A 14415-nucleotide genomic window follows, 5' to 3' on the forward strand; every position below is an offset into this window, starting at 1 on the left:
CCCGGCGTTGGACGCGGCCTGATGCTTGACGATACAAGCTTCAGGCCGCGCCGATGCGCAACTGCACCTGCACCTTCACGTTGCAAACCAAAAACATGTCTTTCTCGACCGATACCCCCGCTTTCACCCTGCATCGCGGCACGCGCCCGCTGCTGGTGTCGATGCCGCACGTAGGCACCCACCTGCCGGCCTCCGTGTCCGACCGGCTGACCGCCGAGGCGCGCACCGTGCCCGATACCGACTGGCACCTGGAACGCCTCTACGATTTCGCGCGCGAACTCGGCGCCTCCATCCTGGTGGCCACGCACTCGCGCTACGTGGTGGACCTGAACCGCCCGCCCGATAACGCCAACCTGTATCCCGGCCAGGACACCACCGGCCTGTGCCCGGTCGATACCTTCGACAAGACGCCGGTCTACGCCGACGGCAGCTTGCCCGCCGACGACGAGATCGCCGCCCGCCGCGACGCCATCTGGCGCCCGTACCACGACGCGCTGGCCGGAGAACTGGCCCGCCTGCGCGCCGCGCACGGCACCGCGGCGCTGTGGGACGCGCATTCGATCCGCTCGGTGCTGCCGCGCTTCTTCGAAGGCAAGCTGACCGATTTCAACCTTGGCACGGCCAACGGCGCGAGCTGCGACGCCGAGCTGGCCAACCAGCTGCTGGACATCGCCAGCGCCTTGCCGGGCTATACCTCGGTGCTCAACGGGCGTTTCAAGGGCGGCTACATCACGCGCCAGTACGGCGCGCCGGCACAGGGCGTGCAGGCCGTGCAGCTTGAGCTGACGCAGTCGGCCTACATGAGCGAGACCTATCCCTTCGCCTACGACGAGGCACGGGCCACGCGCATCCAGCCCGCGCTGAAGACGATGCTGGAAACCGTACTGGGCTACGTGGAAGCACGCTAAGCCAGCCGCTCGGAGTGCCTGACGCGACCCGCGGCGCCAACAGCGCCACGGGTCGCGTTTTCACATCCGCGTCCCTACAACAACGAATCCGCCAGCCGGCAAAGGTTCTGCCAGGTGCGCGTATGCAGCGGCCGCTGCTGCCACACGGCGCGCACCACCGGCTCGCTGCTGGCCAGGTAGCGCCGCTGGATCTCCCGCATGCGCGCCACCACCTCGCGGTCGTAGATCACCAGCGCGGCCTCCGCGTTGAGCGCGAAGGAGCGGATATCCATATTGGTCGATCCCACCATCGCCACCTCGTCGTCGATGGTCACATGCTTGGCATGCAGGAAGGCCGGCCGGTACAAGTGGATCTGCACGCCCGCGTCCAGCAGTACGCCAAAGTAGGCTTCCTGCGCGGCCTGCGTGAAGCGCTGGTCGATGCGCTGCGACAACACCAGGTGCACGTCAACGCCGCGGTAGCAGGCCAGTTGCAGCGCCTGCAGGAAGGCTTCGTCGGGCACGAAGTAGGGCGTGGTGATGACCACCTCGCTGCGCGCGTGGTGGATCATGCTGATCAGCGCCATCTGCGCGTTCTGCGTACCGTAGCCGGGGCCGCTGGGCAGCATCTGCGCGACGTGCGGGCCTTGCTCTTCCATGGGCGGGAAGCTGTCGATGCCAAAGTTGCTGTCGCCTGTTTCCAGGTAGCGGTCGGCCAGGAATACCGCTTGCAGCTCCGAGACCACCGGCCCCGTCACGCGTGCCACCAGTTCTTCATTGGGCAGGCCGGGCATCGACTCGGCGTCGATCACGTTCTGTGAGCCGATGTAGCCGATGCTGCCGTCCACCACCAGGATCTTGCGGTGATTGCGGAGGTCGAAGCGTGCGCTCTTGCCCTTGAGCACGGCCATCAGCGAGCGCATCGGCAGGGCCTGCACCACCTCCACGCCTGCCTCGCGCAGCGTGTCCGCAAACGCGCGCCAACCGGCGCGCGCTCCCAGCGCGTCCACCAGCAAACTGCAGCGCACGCCCCGCGCGTTCGCCCGCAGCAGGGCGTCGGTAAAGGCGCGTCCGGTGGCGTCGGCGGCGTAGATGTAAACCAGCAGGTGGACATGGTGCCGGGCGCCGTCGATATCGGCGATCATCGCGGCTACCGTGGCATCGTAGTCATCGAGCAGCGCCACGGCATTGCCTCGCATCGGCGAGTGGGAGCCGAGCCGCTCGATCAGGCCGGCCGCACCGGCGGCAACCGTGGCAGGCAGCGGCTGCAGGGGGGCGAAGCGCGCCACCCGGTCCCGCACGCTCGCGATGCCCAGGTTGATGCGCGCCAGTTTGATGCGGCGGGACTTGGGATAGTAGATGCGGCCGAACAGCGCGTAGAGCAACAATCCCAGCCACGGCAGGAAGAAAATCAGCAGCAGCCAGGTGCGTGCCGCCGCCGGGGCGCGGCGTTGCGGCACATAGACCAGCATGGCCAGGCGGATCGCCCATTCGGCCAGCATGAAGACCGACGGCCACCACCACGACAGGTCGGCCGGCATGGCGCCCGGCAGCCAGTCGAACCAGGCAGCGGGGAGGAAGGTGGCGGGCAAGGAAGCAGGCATGCGGCTCGGTGGCGGCGGACGGTGGATTGCGGACCGCCCACGATACCAGAGCCACGCGGCGCTTCGACGCCGGCGGCATGCCGGTCCGTGTTCAAGACGCCGCGGGCCGATGCCGGACAACGCCGGCACCGGCCCGCGGCAACGTGCCGGCGGTGGCTTACTTCTTCGTCACGTCCTTGCGCGCCGTGCTGCCGGTGGCCTCGTTGTACCGCTCCACATATTCCTCGAACAGCTTGCGGATCGAGCGGCCGATCTTCACGTAGTCCGATTCATTGAGGTTGGCCAGCGATACGCGGCCGGACGGATGGCGCGTGCCGAAGCCGCGTCCCGGCAGCAGCACCACGCCCGCCTCCTCGGCCAGCCGGAACAGCAGCTCCGCCGGCTCGGCGGAGTTGAGCACCCATTTGACGAACTCCGGCCCGATGGCCTTGCCGCCGAGCTGCTCGATATCGAGCAGCGTGTAGTAGTCCACGGCGTTGGGATCGTCGTTGTCCGGCGCAATGCCGATCTCTCGGTACAGCGCGGCCTTGCGGCTGCGGATCAGGCGCTTCATCGCCGCCTTGTACTCGTCGTGCGTGTCCATCAGCGAGAACAGCGAGAACAGCACCATCTGCACCTGCTGCGGCGTGGACAGGCCGGCGGTGTGGTTCAGCGCCACGGTGCGGCTGTCGGCGACCAGGCGATCGATGAACTTGAGCTTGTCCGGCTCGGTGGTGATGGAGTTGTAGCGCTTGTGCAGCTGGTCGCGCTGCGGCTTCGGCAGCCCGGCGATCTGCGCGTCGAAGATATTGTCCTGGTGCGTGGCGATGACACCGAGCCGCCAGCCGGTCGCGCCGAAGTACTTCGAGAACGAGTACACCAGGATCGTGTTCTTCGGGCACATCGCGAACAGCGAGACGAAATTGTCGGCAAAGGTGCCGTACACATCGTCGGTCAGGATGATCAGGTCCGGCCGCTCCTCGACGATCGAGGCCAGGTACTCCAGGCTCTCGTCGCTCATGCGCACCGACGGCGGATTGCTCGGGTTCACCAGGAAGAACGCCTTGACCTTGGGGTCGCGCAGCTTGTCGAGCTCCTTGTTCGAATACTGCCAGCGGTTCTGCGGGTCGGCGTCGATGGACAGTTCCAGCAACTGGTAGTCGTTGAGCTCCGGGATCTCGATATACGGCGTGAAGATCGGCATGCCAAGCGCGATCGTGTCGCCGGCCTTGAGCAGGTGGTTCTCGCGGATGGTGTTGAACAGGTAGGTCATCGCGGCCGTGCCGCCCTCGACCGCGAACAGGTCAAACTTGCCCGTGAAAGGATGGCTGCCGATCATCTCCTTGCGGATGTATTGCGCAACGATCTTCTCGGACAGCTTGAGCATGCGGTCCGGCACCGGGTAATTGCAGGCGAGGATGCCTTCGCACATCTCGTACAGGAAGTCGCCCGCATCCAGCCCGAGCTGGTCGCGCACATAGGACACGGCGCCGGCGAGGAACTTCACGCCGGAGGTCTCGGACTGCTCGCGCGCGAACAGGTTGAAACGCTCTTCGATCCCCGCACGGCGCGGAAAGCCGCCGACGCCCTCGGGCATGTAGGAGAACGAGCGCTCGGATTCGCGCATGGCGAACAGGCCGAGCTGCCAGAAGGCATGGCGCGGCACGGTCGCCAGGAAGTTCGGGTTGCCGCGCCCGGCATTGAGCATCATGCGATCCGCGTCGCTGCTGGCGAGCTTGATCAGCTCGTCCTTGAGCTCGAAGGGCGACAGGTTCGCCAGCTTGGAAAGGTCAGGTTTGGTCATGACATGCTCCAGGGGTAAGGCTTGTTGGAGGAGACCCGGTCCGGCCGGGCCGGGTCCGGGAATACAAATGCGCGTTTGCGCGAGGGGGTGGCCGCCAGCGTCAAGGCGAGCCGCGCTAGACCAGGCCGACCACCAGGGGACCGAGCAAGGTCAGCAGCACATTGGCCAGGGCGTAGGTGATGGCGAAGGGCACCGTCGGCACCGGGCTTTCCGCCTTGTCCAGGATGCCGCCGAAGGCCGGGTTGGCGCTGCGCGAGCCCGACAGCGCGCCGGCCAGCAGCGCCGCGTTGTCGTACTTGAGCACGTAGCGCCCGAACAGCATGGTGAGGAACAGCGGCAGCAGCGTCACCACGGCGCCCAGCAGGAAGATGGTCAGCCCGCTTTGCTTGAGCGTGGTCACCGCCTGCAGCCCGGAGTTGATGCCGACGATGGCCACGAAGGCCGCCAGCCCGAAGTCCTTGAGCAACTGGCAGGCCGCCGTCGGCATGGCGCCATACATCGGATGCTTGGACCGCGCCCAGCCGAATACCAGGCCGGACAACAGCGCGCCACCGCCGGAACCCAGGGTCAGCGGGATCGAGCCCACGCGCCATACCAGCAGGCCGATCAAGAGGCCCACCAGCACGCCGGCGCCGAAGTAGACGAAGTCCGTCTTCTCGCTCGGCACCAGTTCATAGCCGGCGGTCTTGACCGCGCGGGCGGTGTCGTCGGGCGTGCCGTAGAAGGTGAGGATGTCGCCGTGCTGGAGCTTCAGGTCGGGCAGGATCGGCAGCGGATGGTCGTAGCGCTCGATATGCTCGATATACACGCCGTGCCGCTGGTCGCGCTCCACCATGCCGACGATCTCGGCGATGGACTTGTTGTTCATGTCCTTGTGCGTGAACACCGCGCGGCGCGTCTGCATCACCACGCCCATGCCTTCGGCGTCGGCCACTTCCTCGCCGATCATCTGCGCGGTGGGCACCATCGCGTCGCGCCGGCCCACCATCAGGACCAGGTCGTCGGCCTGCAGCACCAGGTCCTGCCTGACCTCGACCGGCTTGCCGCCGCGCATCACCTTCTCGACCGTGACGAGGTCCGCGCCCTTGGTCTCGATCGCCGCCACGGTCTTGCCGGCGGCGCCGGTTACGCGAAACACGCGGCCCACCAGGCGCGGCAGCGCGCCACGCTGGCCCGGGCCAAACTGCGGCGTGCCGCCGTGCATGGCCAGCTCGACCTTCTTGGCGTCGGTCTTGAGGTCCGTCTTCATGAAGCGCGGCAGGATGTTCACGCACACGATGATGGCGCCCAGCGAGCCGAACACATAGGTCACGGCATAGCCGATCGCCACGTTGGACTGCAGCAGCTTCACCTGGTCGGGCGGCAGCCCCAGCTTGGTGATGGCGTCGCCCGCCGTACCGATGATGGCCGACTGCGTCATGCCGCCGGCGGCCAGGCCGGCGGCCAGCCCCTTGTCGATATGGAACAGCTTGGCGAGGATCACCACCGTGGCCAGCCCCACCACCGCCATGAAGATCGCCATCGCGATCTCGCGCAGCGAGCTGCGGTTGAGTGAGTTGAAGAACTGCGGCCCGCTCTCGTAGCCCACGGCATAGATAAACACCGCGAACATCACCGCCTTGACGCCGTTGTCGATCTCCACGCCGACCTGGCTGATGACCACCGCGGCCAGCAGCGAGCCGGCCACGCCGCCGAGCTGGAAACGCCCGAAGGTGATCTTGCCGATCGCGTAGCCGACCGCCAGCGACAGGAACAACGCCGCCTCAGGGGACTTCTGGAAGATGCTGTGCAACCACTCCATGCTTTACTCCTGCTGCGTGATGGATAAATGGATCAGGCGATGCGCTCAAACGAGCGTGCTGCCCGGGCGCCGATGGCGGTCACGGGCCGGTGCGCAATCAATGCGCCAGTGCGCCGGCCACGGCGACCGCGATGGGTCCCATCAATGGCAGCAGCACGTTGGAAATGGCGTAAGTGATGGTGTAGCCAACCACCGGCGTGCTGTTGCCGGCTGCATTGGTCAGCGCCATGATGGCGGGCGTACTGCATTGCTGTCCGGCCACCGCGCCGAGCAGGATCGGGGCTTCGATCTTCAGCCACCAGTGGCCGATCAGCAGCGACAGCGACGCCGGCACGATCGAGATCAGCACGCCCGCAACGGGCAGCGCCAGGCCATAGGTCTTCACCAGCTTGATGGCGTCCGGTCCGGCGGACAGGCCCACCGCCGCGATAAAGGTGGCCAGCCCGAAATCCTTCAGGATCTCCGCCGCCGACGAGGGCAGCGAGCCCATCAGCGGCACGCGCGCACGCAGCCAGCCGAATGCCAGGCCCGCTACCAGGCAACCGCCGCCGGTGCCCAGCGTCAACTCCGCGCCGCCAAGCTGCAGCCTCAGGCTGCCCAGCAACATGCCCAGCAGCACGCCGACGCCGAGAAACACAAAATCGGTCTTGATGGTGGGCACGACGCGGTAGCCCAGTTCCGGCACTACCCGGTCCACGGCCTCGGAGGGGCCGCTCAGGCTCAGCACGTCGCCACGCTCCAGCACGGTATTGGGCAACGGCGGGATCGGGCGCCCGACGCGGCTGATGGCGTCGATGTACACGCCGCGGCCCATGCCGACATCCGCCATGCCGCGCAACGAGGCCAGCGTGACGCCACTGATCTCGCGCCGCGTGAGCAGCACGTCCTGCTCGGTCTGCACCACCGTGTCCATGCCGGCTTCCCCGGCCGCTTCCGGCGCCTCGGGCAGCTCGATGCCCACCGCCCGCGCGAACGGCACCATGGCGTCGCGGCGGCCATACGCCAGCACCACGTCACCGGCCCGCAGCACCTCATCGGGCGTTGGCTTGAAGGTATGAGCGTCGCGCCGGATGCGCCGGATCGTCACGCCCAGCGCCACTGCCTTCTCCGCCGCCAGCACGGTCTGCCCGGCCGCCGCGCGCACTTCCAGCACGCGGCCCACCAGGCGCGGCAGCGCGCTGTACTGGCGCGCGCCCATGTCGGACTCGCCGCCGAGCCTTTGCCAGAGCGCCGCTGCCGACTCGCGCAGGTTGATGCGCAACAGCCACGGTGCCAGCTGGCTGGTGAACAGCACGATGGTGATCAGCCCGAACAGGTAGGTCACGCTGTAGGCGGTGACGATATTGGTCTGCAGCTCGCGTATCCGTTCGGGGGACAGGCCCAGCCTGCCGATGGCCTCGGAGGCCGTGCCGATCACCGCAGATTCCGTCGCCGCGCCGGCCAGCAGGCCCGCCGCGGTGCCCTGGTCCAGGTTCAGCACCACCACCGCCAGCGCCATCAGCGCCAGCACCACGGCCACTTCCACCAGCGACAGCAGGCCAATGCGCCAGCTGCGGGTGACGTTGGCAAAGAACTGCGGGCCGCCGGTGAAGCCCAGGGCGAAGATGAACAAGGCGAAGAAGACGTTGCGCACGTCGGTGTCGATGCGCGCCCCGGTTTGCCCGATCACCAGCGCGGCAATCAGCGTGCCGCAGATGCCGCCGAGCTGGAACGGCCCGATCTTGATCGAACCCACCGCATGTCCCACGGCCAGCGCCAGGAACAAGGCGATCTCGGGTTGCGTTGCAAGCAGGTGGACGATGGTTTCCATGGCGCGGCAGCGGCTCTGCAGAGAAATCACTGGGCCCACGGGGCGCCCGCGCAGCGGGGCCGCGGCAAGAGCTTCTGGCCGCGATCCTTCCCGGCGGGCGCCGCGCAGATTTGGCGTGGGCCATTATCACTGCCACAACTTGGGGCGCGTGCTGAAAGCTTTTGTTTGTGATTTAAGCAGCGGCGTCAACATGCGCTGGGGCGGCCTCGAGCCATGTGGTACGCGGTGCGGAGCCGTGGGAGGCGAGGGCCAGCAATTGGGGGGATTGGTCGACGCAGCCGCATAATCGCGCCGCAACTTTCATCAAATCGCGAGCGATCCGGCCCTACAGTGGCGGCATTCCATCCACGATGCGGCGCGCCACCGCGCCGGGAGATGCCTATGCTGTCCGTACTGACTTTCGGCCTGACGCCGCTGGCCGCCGCCGCCGCCCTGGGCACGGAGCGCGCAGGCCGCAACTTGCTGGTGCAGGGGGGGTGCCTGGCCCTGCTGGCTGCCGACTGGGCGCAGGCGGGCGATGCCGCACTGCCGCAGCGCATGCTGTTCCCTGGCCTGGGAGAAGTGCTGTCCGTGTGGGGCCCGCTGGCTTTCGCCGGCTTGTTTGGCTGGGTGTTGCGCACTGCGCGTGCGCTATGATCGCGCATCGCGAGCCGGCTCGTTTGCGCCCGTCCCGCCGCCACGACCGGCTTCGCACCCGAGATCACCAAAACCAAGGCTATGTCCGCACGCGCTGAGCCGGCGGATTGCCCGCGCAACCCGTCATGAAGCACATCCCGCCGATCCCGCTGCTGCTCGCCTTCGATGCCGTGGCGCGCCTGCGGAGCTTTCACCGGGCTGCCGAAGAACTCAGCGTGGCCCACAGCACGGTGAGCCATCGCATCCGCGAGCTCGAACAACGCTGCGGCGTGGCCCTGTTCGCGCGCACCACGCGCATCGTGACGCCCACGCCCGAGGCTGAACGCCTGCTCGGGCCGGTCCGGCAAGCACTCTCCACGCTGGGCGAAGCCTTCGGCCCGGCGGCCGATCCGCGCACGGTGCGCGTCAGCGTGCTGCCTTCATTCGCCCGCTTTCGCGTGGTGCCCGCGCTGGCGGAATTCCAGCGCAGCCATCCCCGGATCGCCATCGCGCTGGACCCCACCAGCCAGATGATCGTGCCCCGTCATGGCGAGGCCGACATCGCACTGCGCTTTGCCCGGGCCAGGCCGGTTGAGCCGCATCTCGACCTGGGCCATGACGAGTGGTTTCCGGTGGCGGCGCCGTCCTACCTCGCCACGCTCAGGCAGCGTGCGCTGCCCAGGCTGTTCGGCGAAGCCATGCTCCTGTCGCACAGCCGCCATGCCTGGGAGCCGTGGTTCCGCGAGGCCGGGCTGCCCATGCCGCGCAGCCCTCGCGTGACTACCTTTACCGATACCGGTCTGATGCTGGACGCCGCCATGCGCGGGCAAGGCATTGCCTACGGGCGTCGCTCGCTGCTGCTGCACCTGCTCAAGTCCGGGCAACTGGTGCGGCTGTCGCCGGTTAGCTTGTCATCGGCGCATTCGTACTACTTGATGGCATCCGAGCGGTTCGAGACCTCGCCGGACGTCCGGGTGGTGCATGCGTGGATCAAGGAACTGGTGGCGCAGCCGTAAGGCAGCGCGCTCACTTGCCTCTGCCATGACTCCCGCCGCCCAGCGGATCGGCGATGATCATGGTCTGCTGCAACACGCCGTTGTCGTCGAAGTAGCAACTGAAGTGGGCCGGCAGGTTGGCGTCCTTGTACATACGATAGGACCAGGCTTCCCGCTTCATCAGCGGGTAATACTGAATCGGGACCCGAGGCTTGCCGAAGTGCTCTTCAATGTCGCGCTTGGTCCAGACGCCGATCTGCGCCTGGTAGATCTCTTTTTCCGTCAGCATCTGACGGAAGCTGCTGAGTTTGCCACTGGCATCGAAATCTGCCGTGTAGACAAAGAAGCCAAGCGGCTGCCGGGAATAGATCCAGCGCGTGGTGCCGTCAGCCAGGCGGTAGACCTCGGCAGGTGCGCCAAAGGCATCGCGCACGCTGCTCTCCGGGCTTCCGACCAACTTGCTCCCGGTCTGCTCGGGCTGCAAGGTGGCACAGGCGCAAGCCATGATGGCGGCCGCGCAAATCAAACCGGCCAGGCGCTGTTGCATGACAGTTCTCCCGCATTCTCGCGCCGGCGCTCCCAGGGTAATCTGCCTCTGCCGGGCGGCGCGTTCGGGCATGGTGCCCAATCACAGCATAGTCGAGGGACCTGCCAAACCGTGTAGCGACAGGCAGGCGAATCGGCAATTTTCCGCCGGCTCGGGAGCACGCGTTGTCATTGGGACAAAGCCCATGCGCGTACTACCATCAGTGCAGAGCGCGACGCGAACGGCTGAAGAACGAATGGGCCGGGACACCAATGGGGCGGGAGTCACTACCGGAGGTGTCCGGCGGACGCAGGCGCCGCGCCGCAGACAACCAGGAGCCACCGATGTCCATCCCTCATCTATCCTCCGGCCAGATCGCCAGCGTGCTGCCCCTGGGCGCGCGCCTTGAGCAGACGCCCACCACGGCACTCTTCAAGGAGAGCCGCCTGGAAGTCATGCGCCTGGTGCTGGCCGCCGGCAAACGGATGCCGGCCCATGCGGTAGCCGGGCCGGTCACCATGCAATGCCTGGAAGGCGAAGTGGATGTCGGCGTGGACGGTGGCCACCGGCTGCTGCGCCAGGGCGATCTCGTCTATCTGGCTTCCGGCGTGAAGCATGATGTGACGGCGATCAGCAACGCCTCCGTGCTGGTGACCATCGTGCTGCTGGATCGGGCCGGGGCGTAGTCGCCTTGGCGGCCGGAGGACGGGCTGGTACTGAAAAGGCCGGCCCGGATCGGGCCAGCCGGTCAGGCGGCCGCACCATACGCAGTCGCAACAGGGCGACGGCTCCCTATTGGAGCGGGTGCATTTTCTTGGGAAATTCAGTGGTGCCCGGGGTCGGACTCGAACCGACACGCCTTGCGGCGGGGGATTTTGAGTCCCCTGCGTCTACCTGTTTCACCACCCGGGCTGAGTGGATGCTGGCCGATTTGCCGGGAACCGGCGTGCCAGCATGGTGCTGAGCCGGGAATTATGCCGCAAATCCAGCGCGGTCACAACTAGGCCGGGCCAGGGAATCCCTGGCGACCTTGCCTGGTCCGCATGGCGCGGCTCCGGTCATGGTATTCGGGCGTCGGCGGGCGGACCTTGCCGGTGGCCCTGGCCGGCACGCGGGTGACGTTTTACGACCATCGGCGGCAAGGCGATATCCGGGATCTTGTCGATTCCAGGCAGCTGGCGAACTCGGCTAGCATGATTGCAGCCATCGCCCCTGCGGGCCGCCAAGGCCGCCCGCGTCTCTAATCCAAGCCCGGAGCACCATGTCAGACCTGCCGTCCTTCGCCAGTCTTGCGCAGCTGCCGTCGCAGGACCCCGCCTTCTTCGACGTCCAGTACAACAACCGGGCCAGGGTGCCCGACAACGCTATCCATATGGCACGCTGGGCGGCGCTGTCGCGCCAGGTGCGCGAGCGGGGCGGCTGGCTGGAAGACCTGAGCTATGCCGATGGCGAGCCTGGCCCGTACCGCGAGGACGAGCGGCTCGATTACTTCCCCGCCGACCCCGGCGCCGTTGCCGGGCAGGCGCCGCCGCTGCTGGTATTCCTGCACGGCGGCTACTGGCGCGCGCTGGACAAGCGCGACCACAGCCTGGTGGCCAGCGCGTTGCCACGGTGCGGCGTGTCGGTGGCGGTGGTCAATTACTCGTTGTGTCCGGCGGTGACGGTGGAGACCATCCTGCTGCAGGCGGTACGCAGCGTGGCATGGCTGTACCGCGCGGCGGACCGGCTTGGGCATGACGGGTCGCGCATCTTCGTGGCCGGGCATTCCGTCGGCGGCCATATGGCGGCGATGATGCTCACCACCCTGTGGCCGCGCGTGGGCAGCGACCTGCCGGCGAATCTGGTCAAGGGCGTGGTGTCGGTCAGCGGCCTGCACGATCTGGAGCCGCTTCGGCGCGCCGCTTTCCTGCAGGTCGACCTGAAACTGTCGGAGAGCGATGTGGCCCGGCTCTCGCCGGCCTTCCTGCCGCCCGCCACGGACGCACCGCTGGTGACGGCGGTGGGCGGGCTGGAGCCCGAGGAATACCAGCGGCAGACGGATCTGCTGCGCGCTGGCTGGGCCGCCAACGCGGCGGCGCCAGGCGCGGCGCATGTGCCGATGCCGGGGAGGCACCACTTCAACGTGATGGACGATTTCGCCGAAACGGACAGCCCGCTGCTGCGTGCGGTCCTGAGGATGATGGACGTGGCTTAGCGCCCGGCGGCGCGGCAGCTCACCCCTCCAGCACCCGCAGTAGCGACGAGGTGTCGTCCTTCCCCCAGCCCTTGTCCATCAGCGTGCCGAGCTGGCGCGAGGTGGCCTGCATGGCGGGCAGTTCCAGCCCGAGCTGGCGGGCGATCTCCGCGGCCAGCCCGAAATCCTTGTCGTGCAGCCGTGCCTCGATGCCCGGGGCAAAGTCGTGCGCGACCATCTTCGGCCCCATCATGTCCAGCATGCGGCTGCCCGCCATGCCGGTGGCCATGGCCTGCAGCACGCGGCCGCTGTCCACCTGCTGGGCCTGTGCGAACCGCATGGCTTCGGCAATGCCTTCGATATTGACCACCTGCGCGATCTGGTTGCACAGCTTGGCAACCTGGCCGGCGCCGTGGTCGCCGATATGCGTAATGGTCTTGCCCAGCAGCGCGAGCAGTGGCCGCACGCGGTCCAGCATCTCGGCCTTGCCGCCCGCCATGATGGTCAGGCTGGCCGCTTCGGCGCCCACGGTGCCGCCGGAGACCGGGCAGTCCAGCGCCTCGATGCCGCGCTCGGCCAGCCGCGCGGCGATCTCCCGCGTGACGATGGGCGAGATGGTGCTATGGTCGATGCAGATGGTGCCCGGCGCAGCGCCCTCGATCACGCCGTGCTCGCCCAGCAGCACCGAGCGCACATCCTCGGACGAGGTGACATTGGTGAACACCACCGCCGCGCCGCGCGCCGCTTCGGCGGGCGTGGCGCAGGGCACCGCGCCCAGCGCGCGGGCCGCGTCGGCCGCCTCGGGCCGGCGCACGCAGGCGCGCACGCCGTGGCCGGCGGCAAGCAGGTGGCGCACCATCGGCGTGCCCATGGCGCCCAGCCCGATAAAGCCGATCGTCAAGGGTTGGGAGGGGGTTGCTGTCGTATTGCTCATGTCAAGACATCCTTATTTCTCGGCCGCGTAGGCAAACTTGCCGTCGCGGATCACGCCCATCACGCGCGAGCGCTGGTCGAAGCCCTGATGGTCTTTCACGCTCAGGTTCATCACGCCATTGGGAATGGTCAGGTTGGTGGTGGTCTCCAGCGCATCGCGCATGGCGTGGCGGAACTCCCGCGTGCCCGGCTGCGCGCCGCTCTTGCCGGCACGGCGCGCGGCGTCGTCCAGCAGCATCCACGCGCCCCAGGCATCCCCGGCAAACTGCGTGATGCTGTCCACGCCGTACTTCGCCTCATAGCGCGTCGCGAAATCCAGTGCCACTTTTTTCACCGGATGGCCGTCCGGCAGTTGCCGGGCCACTACCACCGGCCCGGTCGGGAACAGCGTGCCGTCCACATCCTTGCCGCCTACCCGCAGGAAGTCCCAGGTGGCGATGCCGTGGGTCTGGTACACCTTCCCTTTATACCCCCGCTCGGCCAGCGTCTTCTGCGGCAGTACCGAAGGCGTGCCCGCGCCGGCCACCAGGATCGCATCCGGGTTGGCCGCCATCAGCTTCAGCACCTGCCCGGTTACCGAAGTATCGTTGCGCGAGAAGCGCTCGTTGGCCACCACCTTGATCTTGCGCAGCTCCGCCAGCCTGGAGAACTCCCGCCACCAGCTCTCGCCGTAAGCATCGTTGAAGCCGATGAAGCCCACCGTCTTCACACCATGGTTGCTCATGTACTCGGTGAGCACCGTGGCCATGTGCGAATCGTTCTGCGGCATCTTGAACGCCCAGCGCCGCTTCGGGTCCGTCTGCGGCTCGATGATGGCGGCCGACGCGGCCAGCGCCACCATCGGCGTCTCGCCCTCAGCCACCGCATCGAGCGCGGCGATGGCCGTCGGCGTGATGTTGGGGCCGACCACCACGTCCACCTTCTCCTCGGAAATCAGCTTGCGCACATTGCGCACCGCGGCGGCGGGGTCGGAGCCATCGTCCAGGATCACGTATTGCGCGCGCTGGCCGCCCAGGGTGGGCGGCCACATCAGCACAGCGTTCTTGGAGGGGATGCCGATGGAGGCGGCGGGCCCGGTGGTGGAGACGTCGATGCCCACGCGGATGTCGGCGCGCGCGGGCAGGGCGGCCAGGAGCAGGGCGGAAGCCAGCAGGGTGGCGCGGATGCGCGGGTGGGGCATGGATGATCTCCTCGTGTTCTATTTTTTGGGTAATGCGGCGAAGGCTATCTTAACGATTTATCGGCCCCATGCGGGAGGGGCGCCCCGGCCGCCCGCGCCGGGTTTCCG

General features: G+C 67.5%; 12 protein-coding genes and 1 tRNA gene. 5 read left to right on the plus strand and 8 right to left on the minus strand.

Annotated features, from left to right (window positions below; all coding sequences use genetic code 11):
• The first annotated feature begins 95 nt into the window (after positions 1 to 95).
• Positions 96 to 908 carry an N-formylglutamate deformylase gene (gene hutG / locus AC1DS6_RS12125; RefSeq protein ID WP_441635356.1) on the plus strand — a complete coding sequence of 271 codons (813 nt, stop codon included), beginning with the start codon at positions 96 to 98 and terminating at the stop codon, positions 906 to 908.
• Positions 909 to 982: 74 nt separating this feature from the next.
• Here the strand turns inward: hutG and cls are convergent, their stop codons facing one another.
• The 4 genes from cls to aspT (AC1DS6_RS12145) form a co-directional block, all read right to left on the minus strand.
• Positions 983 to 2491, minus strand: a complete 1509-nt coding sequence (cls, locus tag AC1DS6_RS12130) for a cardiolipin synthase (RefSeq protein WP_441635354.1) — start codon at positions 2489 to 2491, stop codon at positions 983 to 985.
• 157 nt (positions 2492 to 2648) lie between these two features.
• The gene (locus tag AC1DS6_RS12135; RefSeq protein ID WP_477102532.1) at positions 2649 to 4274 is read right to left on the minus strand and encodes a bifunctional aspartate transaminase/aspartate 4-decarboxylase; all 1626 of its coding nucleotides are present in this window, start codon (positions 4272 to 4274) and stop codon (positions 2649 to 2651) included.
• Positions 4275 to 4389: 115 nt separating this feature from the next.
• Positions 4390 to 6075, minus strand: coding sequence for an aspartate-alanine antiporter (gene aspT / locus AC1DS6_RS12140; protein WP_441635350.1), 1686 nt, complete (start codon positions 6073 to 6075; stop codon positions 4390 to 4392).
• 97 nt (positions 6076 to 6172) lie between these two features.
• The gene (gene aspT, locus AC1DS6_RS12145; protein ID WP_441635348.1) at positions 6173 to 7885 is read right to left on the minus strand and encodes an aspartate-alanine antiporter; all 1713 of its coding nucleotides are present in this window, start codon (positions 7883 to 7885) and stop codon (positions 6173 to 6175) included.
• Between the two features lie 381 nt (positions 7886 to 8266).
• Here aspT (AC1DS6_RS12145) and AC1DS6_RS12150 point away from each other — a divergent pair, with 381 nt between their 5' ends.
• The gene (locus tag AC1DS6_RS12150; RefSeq protein ID WP_441635346.1) at positions 8267 to 8521 is read left to right on the plus strand and encodes a hypothetical protein; all 255 of its coding nucleotides are present in this window, start codon (positions 8267 to 8269) and stop codon (positions 8519 to 8521) included.
• Positions 8522 to 8646: 125 nt separating this feature from the next.
• Complete coding sequence (locus AC1DS6_RS12155) at positions 8647 to 9516, plus strand: LysR substrate-binding domain-containing protein (RefSeq protein WP_441635344.1); 870 nt, start codon at positions 8647 to 8649, stop codon at positions 9514 to 9516.
• A gap of 10 nt (positions 9517 to 9526) precedes the next feature.
• Here AC1DS6_RS12155 and AC1DS6_RS12160 read toward each other — a convergent pair whose 3' ends face one another.
• Complete coding sequence (locus tag AC1DS6_RS12160; protein ID WP_441635342.1) at positions 9527 to 10042, minus strand: hypothetical protein; 516 nt, start codon at positions 10040 to 10042, stop codon at positions 9527 to 9529.
• A 323-nt stretch (positions 10043 to 10365) separates the two neighbouring features.
• On the opposite strand from AC1DS6_RS12160, the gene AC1DS6_RS12165 reads away from it, so the two are divergent.
• Positions 10366 to 10707, plus strand: a complete 342-nt coding sequence (locus AC1DS6_RS12165) for a cupin domain-containing protein (protein ID WP_035867302.1) — start codon at positions 10366 to 10368, stop codon at positions 10705 to 10707.
• Positions 10708 to 10848: 141 nt separating this feature from the next.
• Here AC1DS6_RS12165 and AC1DS6_RS12170 read toward each other — a convergent pair.
• Positions 10849 to 10933 (minus strand) — tRNA-Leu (locus AC1DS6_RS12170).
• 349 nt (positions 10934 to 11282) lie between these two features.
• On the opposite strand from AC1DS6_RS12170, the gene AC1DS6_RS12175 reads away from it, so the two are divergent.
• Positions 11283 to 12215, plus strand: coding sequence for an alpha/beta hydrolase (locus AC1DS6_RS12175; RefSeq protein WP_441635340.1), 933 nt, complete (start codon positions 11283 to 11285; stop codon positions 12213 to 12215).
• 19 nt (positions 12216 to 12234) lie between these two features.
• Here the strand turns inward: AC1DS6_RS12175 and AC1DS6_RS12180 are convergent, their stop codons facing one another.
• Together AC1DS6_RS12180 and AC1DS6_RS12185 are read right to left on the minus strand one after the other, a co-directional pair.
• Positions 12235 to 13128 (minus strand): NAD(P)-dependent oxidoreductase, encoded by an 894-nt coding sequence (locus AC1DS6_RS12180; RefSeq protein WP_477102533.1) that lies wholly within the window; start codon positions 13126 to 13128, stop codon positions 12235 to 12237.
• Positions 13129 to 13140: 12 nt separating this feature from the next.
• Entirely contained in the window at positions 13141 to 14307 is a 1167-nt protein-coding gene (locus AC1DS6_RS12185; protein ID WP_441625511.1) for an ABC transporter substrate-binding protein, read from the minus strand.
• Positions 14308 to 14415 lie beyond the last annotated feature (108 nt).

It is taken from the genome of Cupriavidus sp. 05L310 (assembly GCF_056398185.1).

Bases quoted from the DNA above. Each gene is read 5' to 3' on its own strand.
- hutG (WP_441635356.1), top strand. From the start codon at position 96: ATGTCTTTCTCGACCGATACCCCCGCTTTCACCCTGCATCGCGGCACG.
- cls (WP_441635354.1), bottom strand. From the start codon at position 2,491: ATGCCTGCTTCCTTGCCCGCCACCTTCCTCCCCGCTGCCTGGTTCGAC.
- AC1DS6_RS12135 (WP_477102532.1), bottom strand. From the start codon at position 4,274: ATGACCAAACCTGACCTTTCCAAGCTGGCGAACCTGTCGCCCTTCGAG.
- aspT (WP_441635350.1), bottom strand. From the start codon at position 6,075: ATGGAGTGGTTGCACAGCATCTTCCAGAAGTCCCCTGAGGCGGCGTTG.
- aspT (WP_441635348.1), bottom strand. From the start codon at position 7,885: ATGGAAACCATCGTCCACCTGCTTGCAACGCAACCCGAGATCGCCTTG.
- AC1DS6_RS12150 (WP_441635346.1), top strand. From the start codon at position 8,267: ATGCTGTCCGTACTGACTTTCGGCCTGACGCCGCTGGCCGCCGCCGCC.
- AC1DS6_RS12155 (WP_441635344.1), top strand. From the start codon at position 8,647: ATGAAGCACATCCCGCCGATCCCGCTGCTGCTCGCCTTCGATGCCGTG.
- AC1DS6_RS12160 (WP_441635342.1), bottom strand. From the start codon at position 10,042: ATGCAACAGCGCCTGGCCGGTTTGATTTGCGCGGCCGCCATCATGGCT.
- AC1DS6_RS12165 (WP_035867302.1), top strand. From the start codon at position 10,366: ATGTCCATCCCTCATCTATCCTCCGGCCAGATCGCCAGCGTGCTGCCC.
- AC1DS6_RS12175 (WP_441635340.1), top strand. From the start codon at position 11,283: ATGTCAGACCTGCCGTCCTTCGCCAGTCTTGCGCAGCTGCCGTCGCAG.
- AC1DS6_RS12180 (WP_477102533.1), bottom strand. From the start codon at position 13,128: ATGAGCAATACGACAGCAACCCCCTCCCAACCCTTGACGATCGGCTTT.
- AC1DS6_RS12185 (WP_441625511.1), bottom strand. From the start codon at position 14,307: ATGCCCCACCCGCGCATCCGCGCCACCCTGCTGGCTTCCGCCCTGCTC.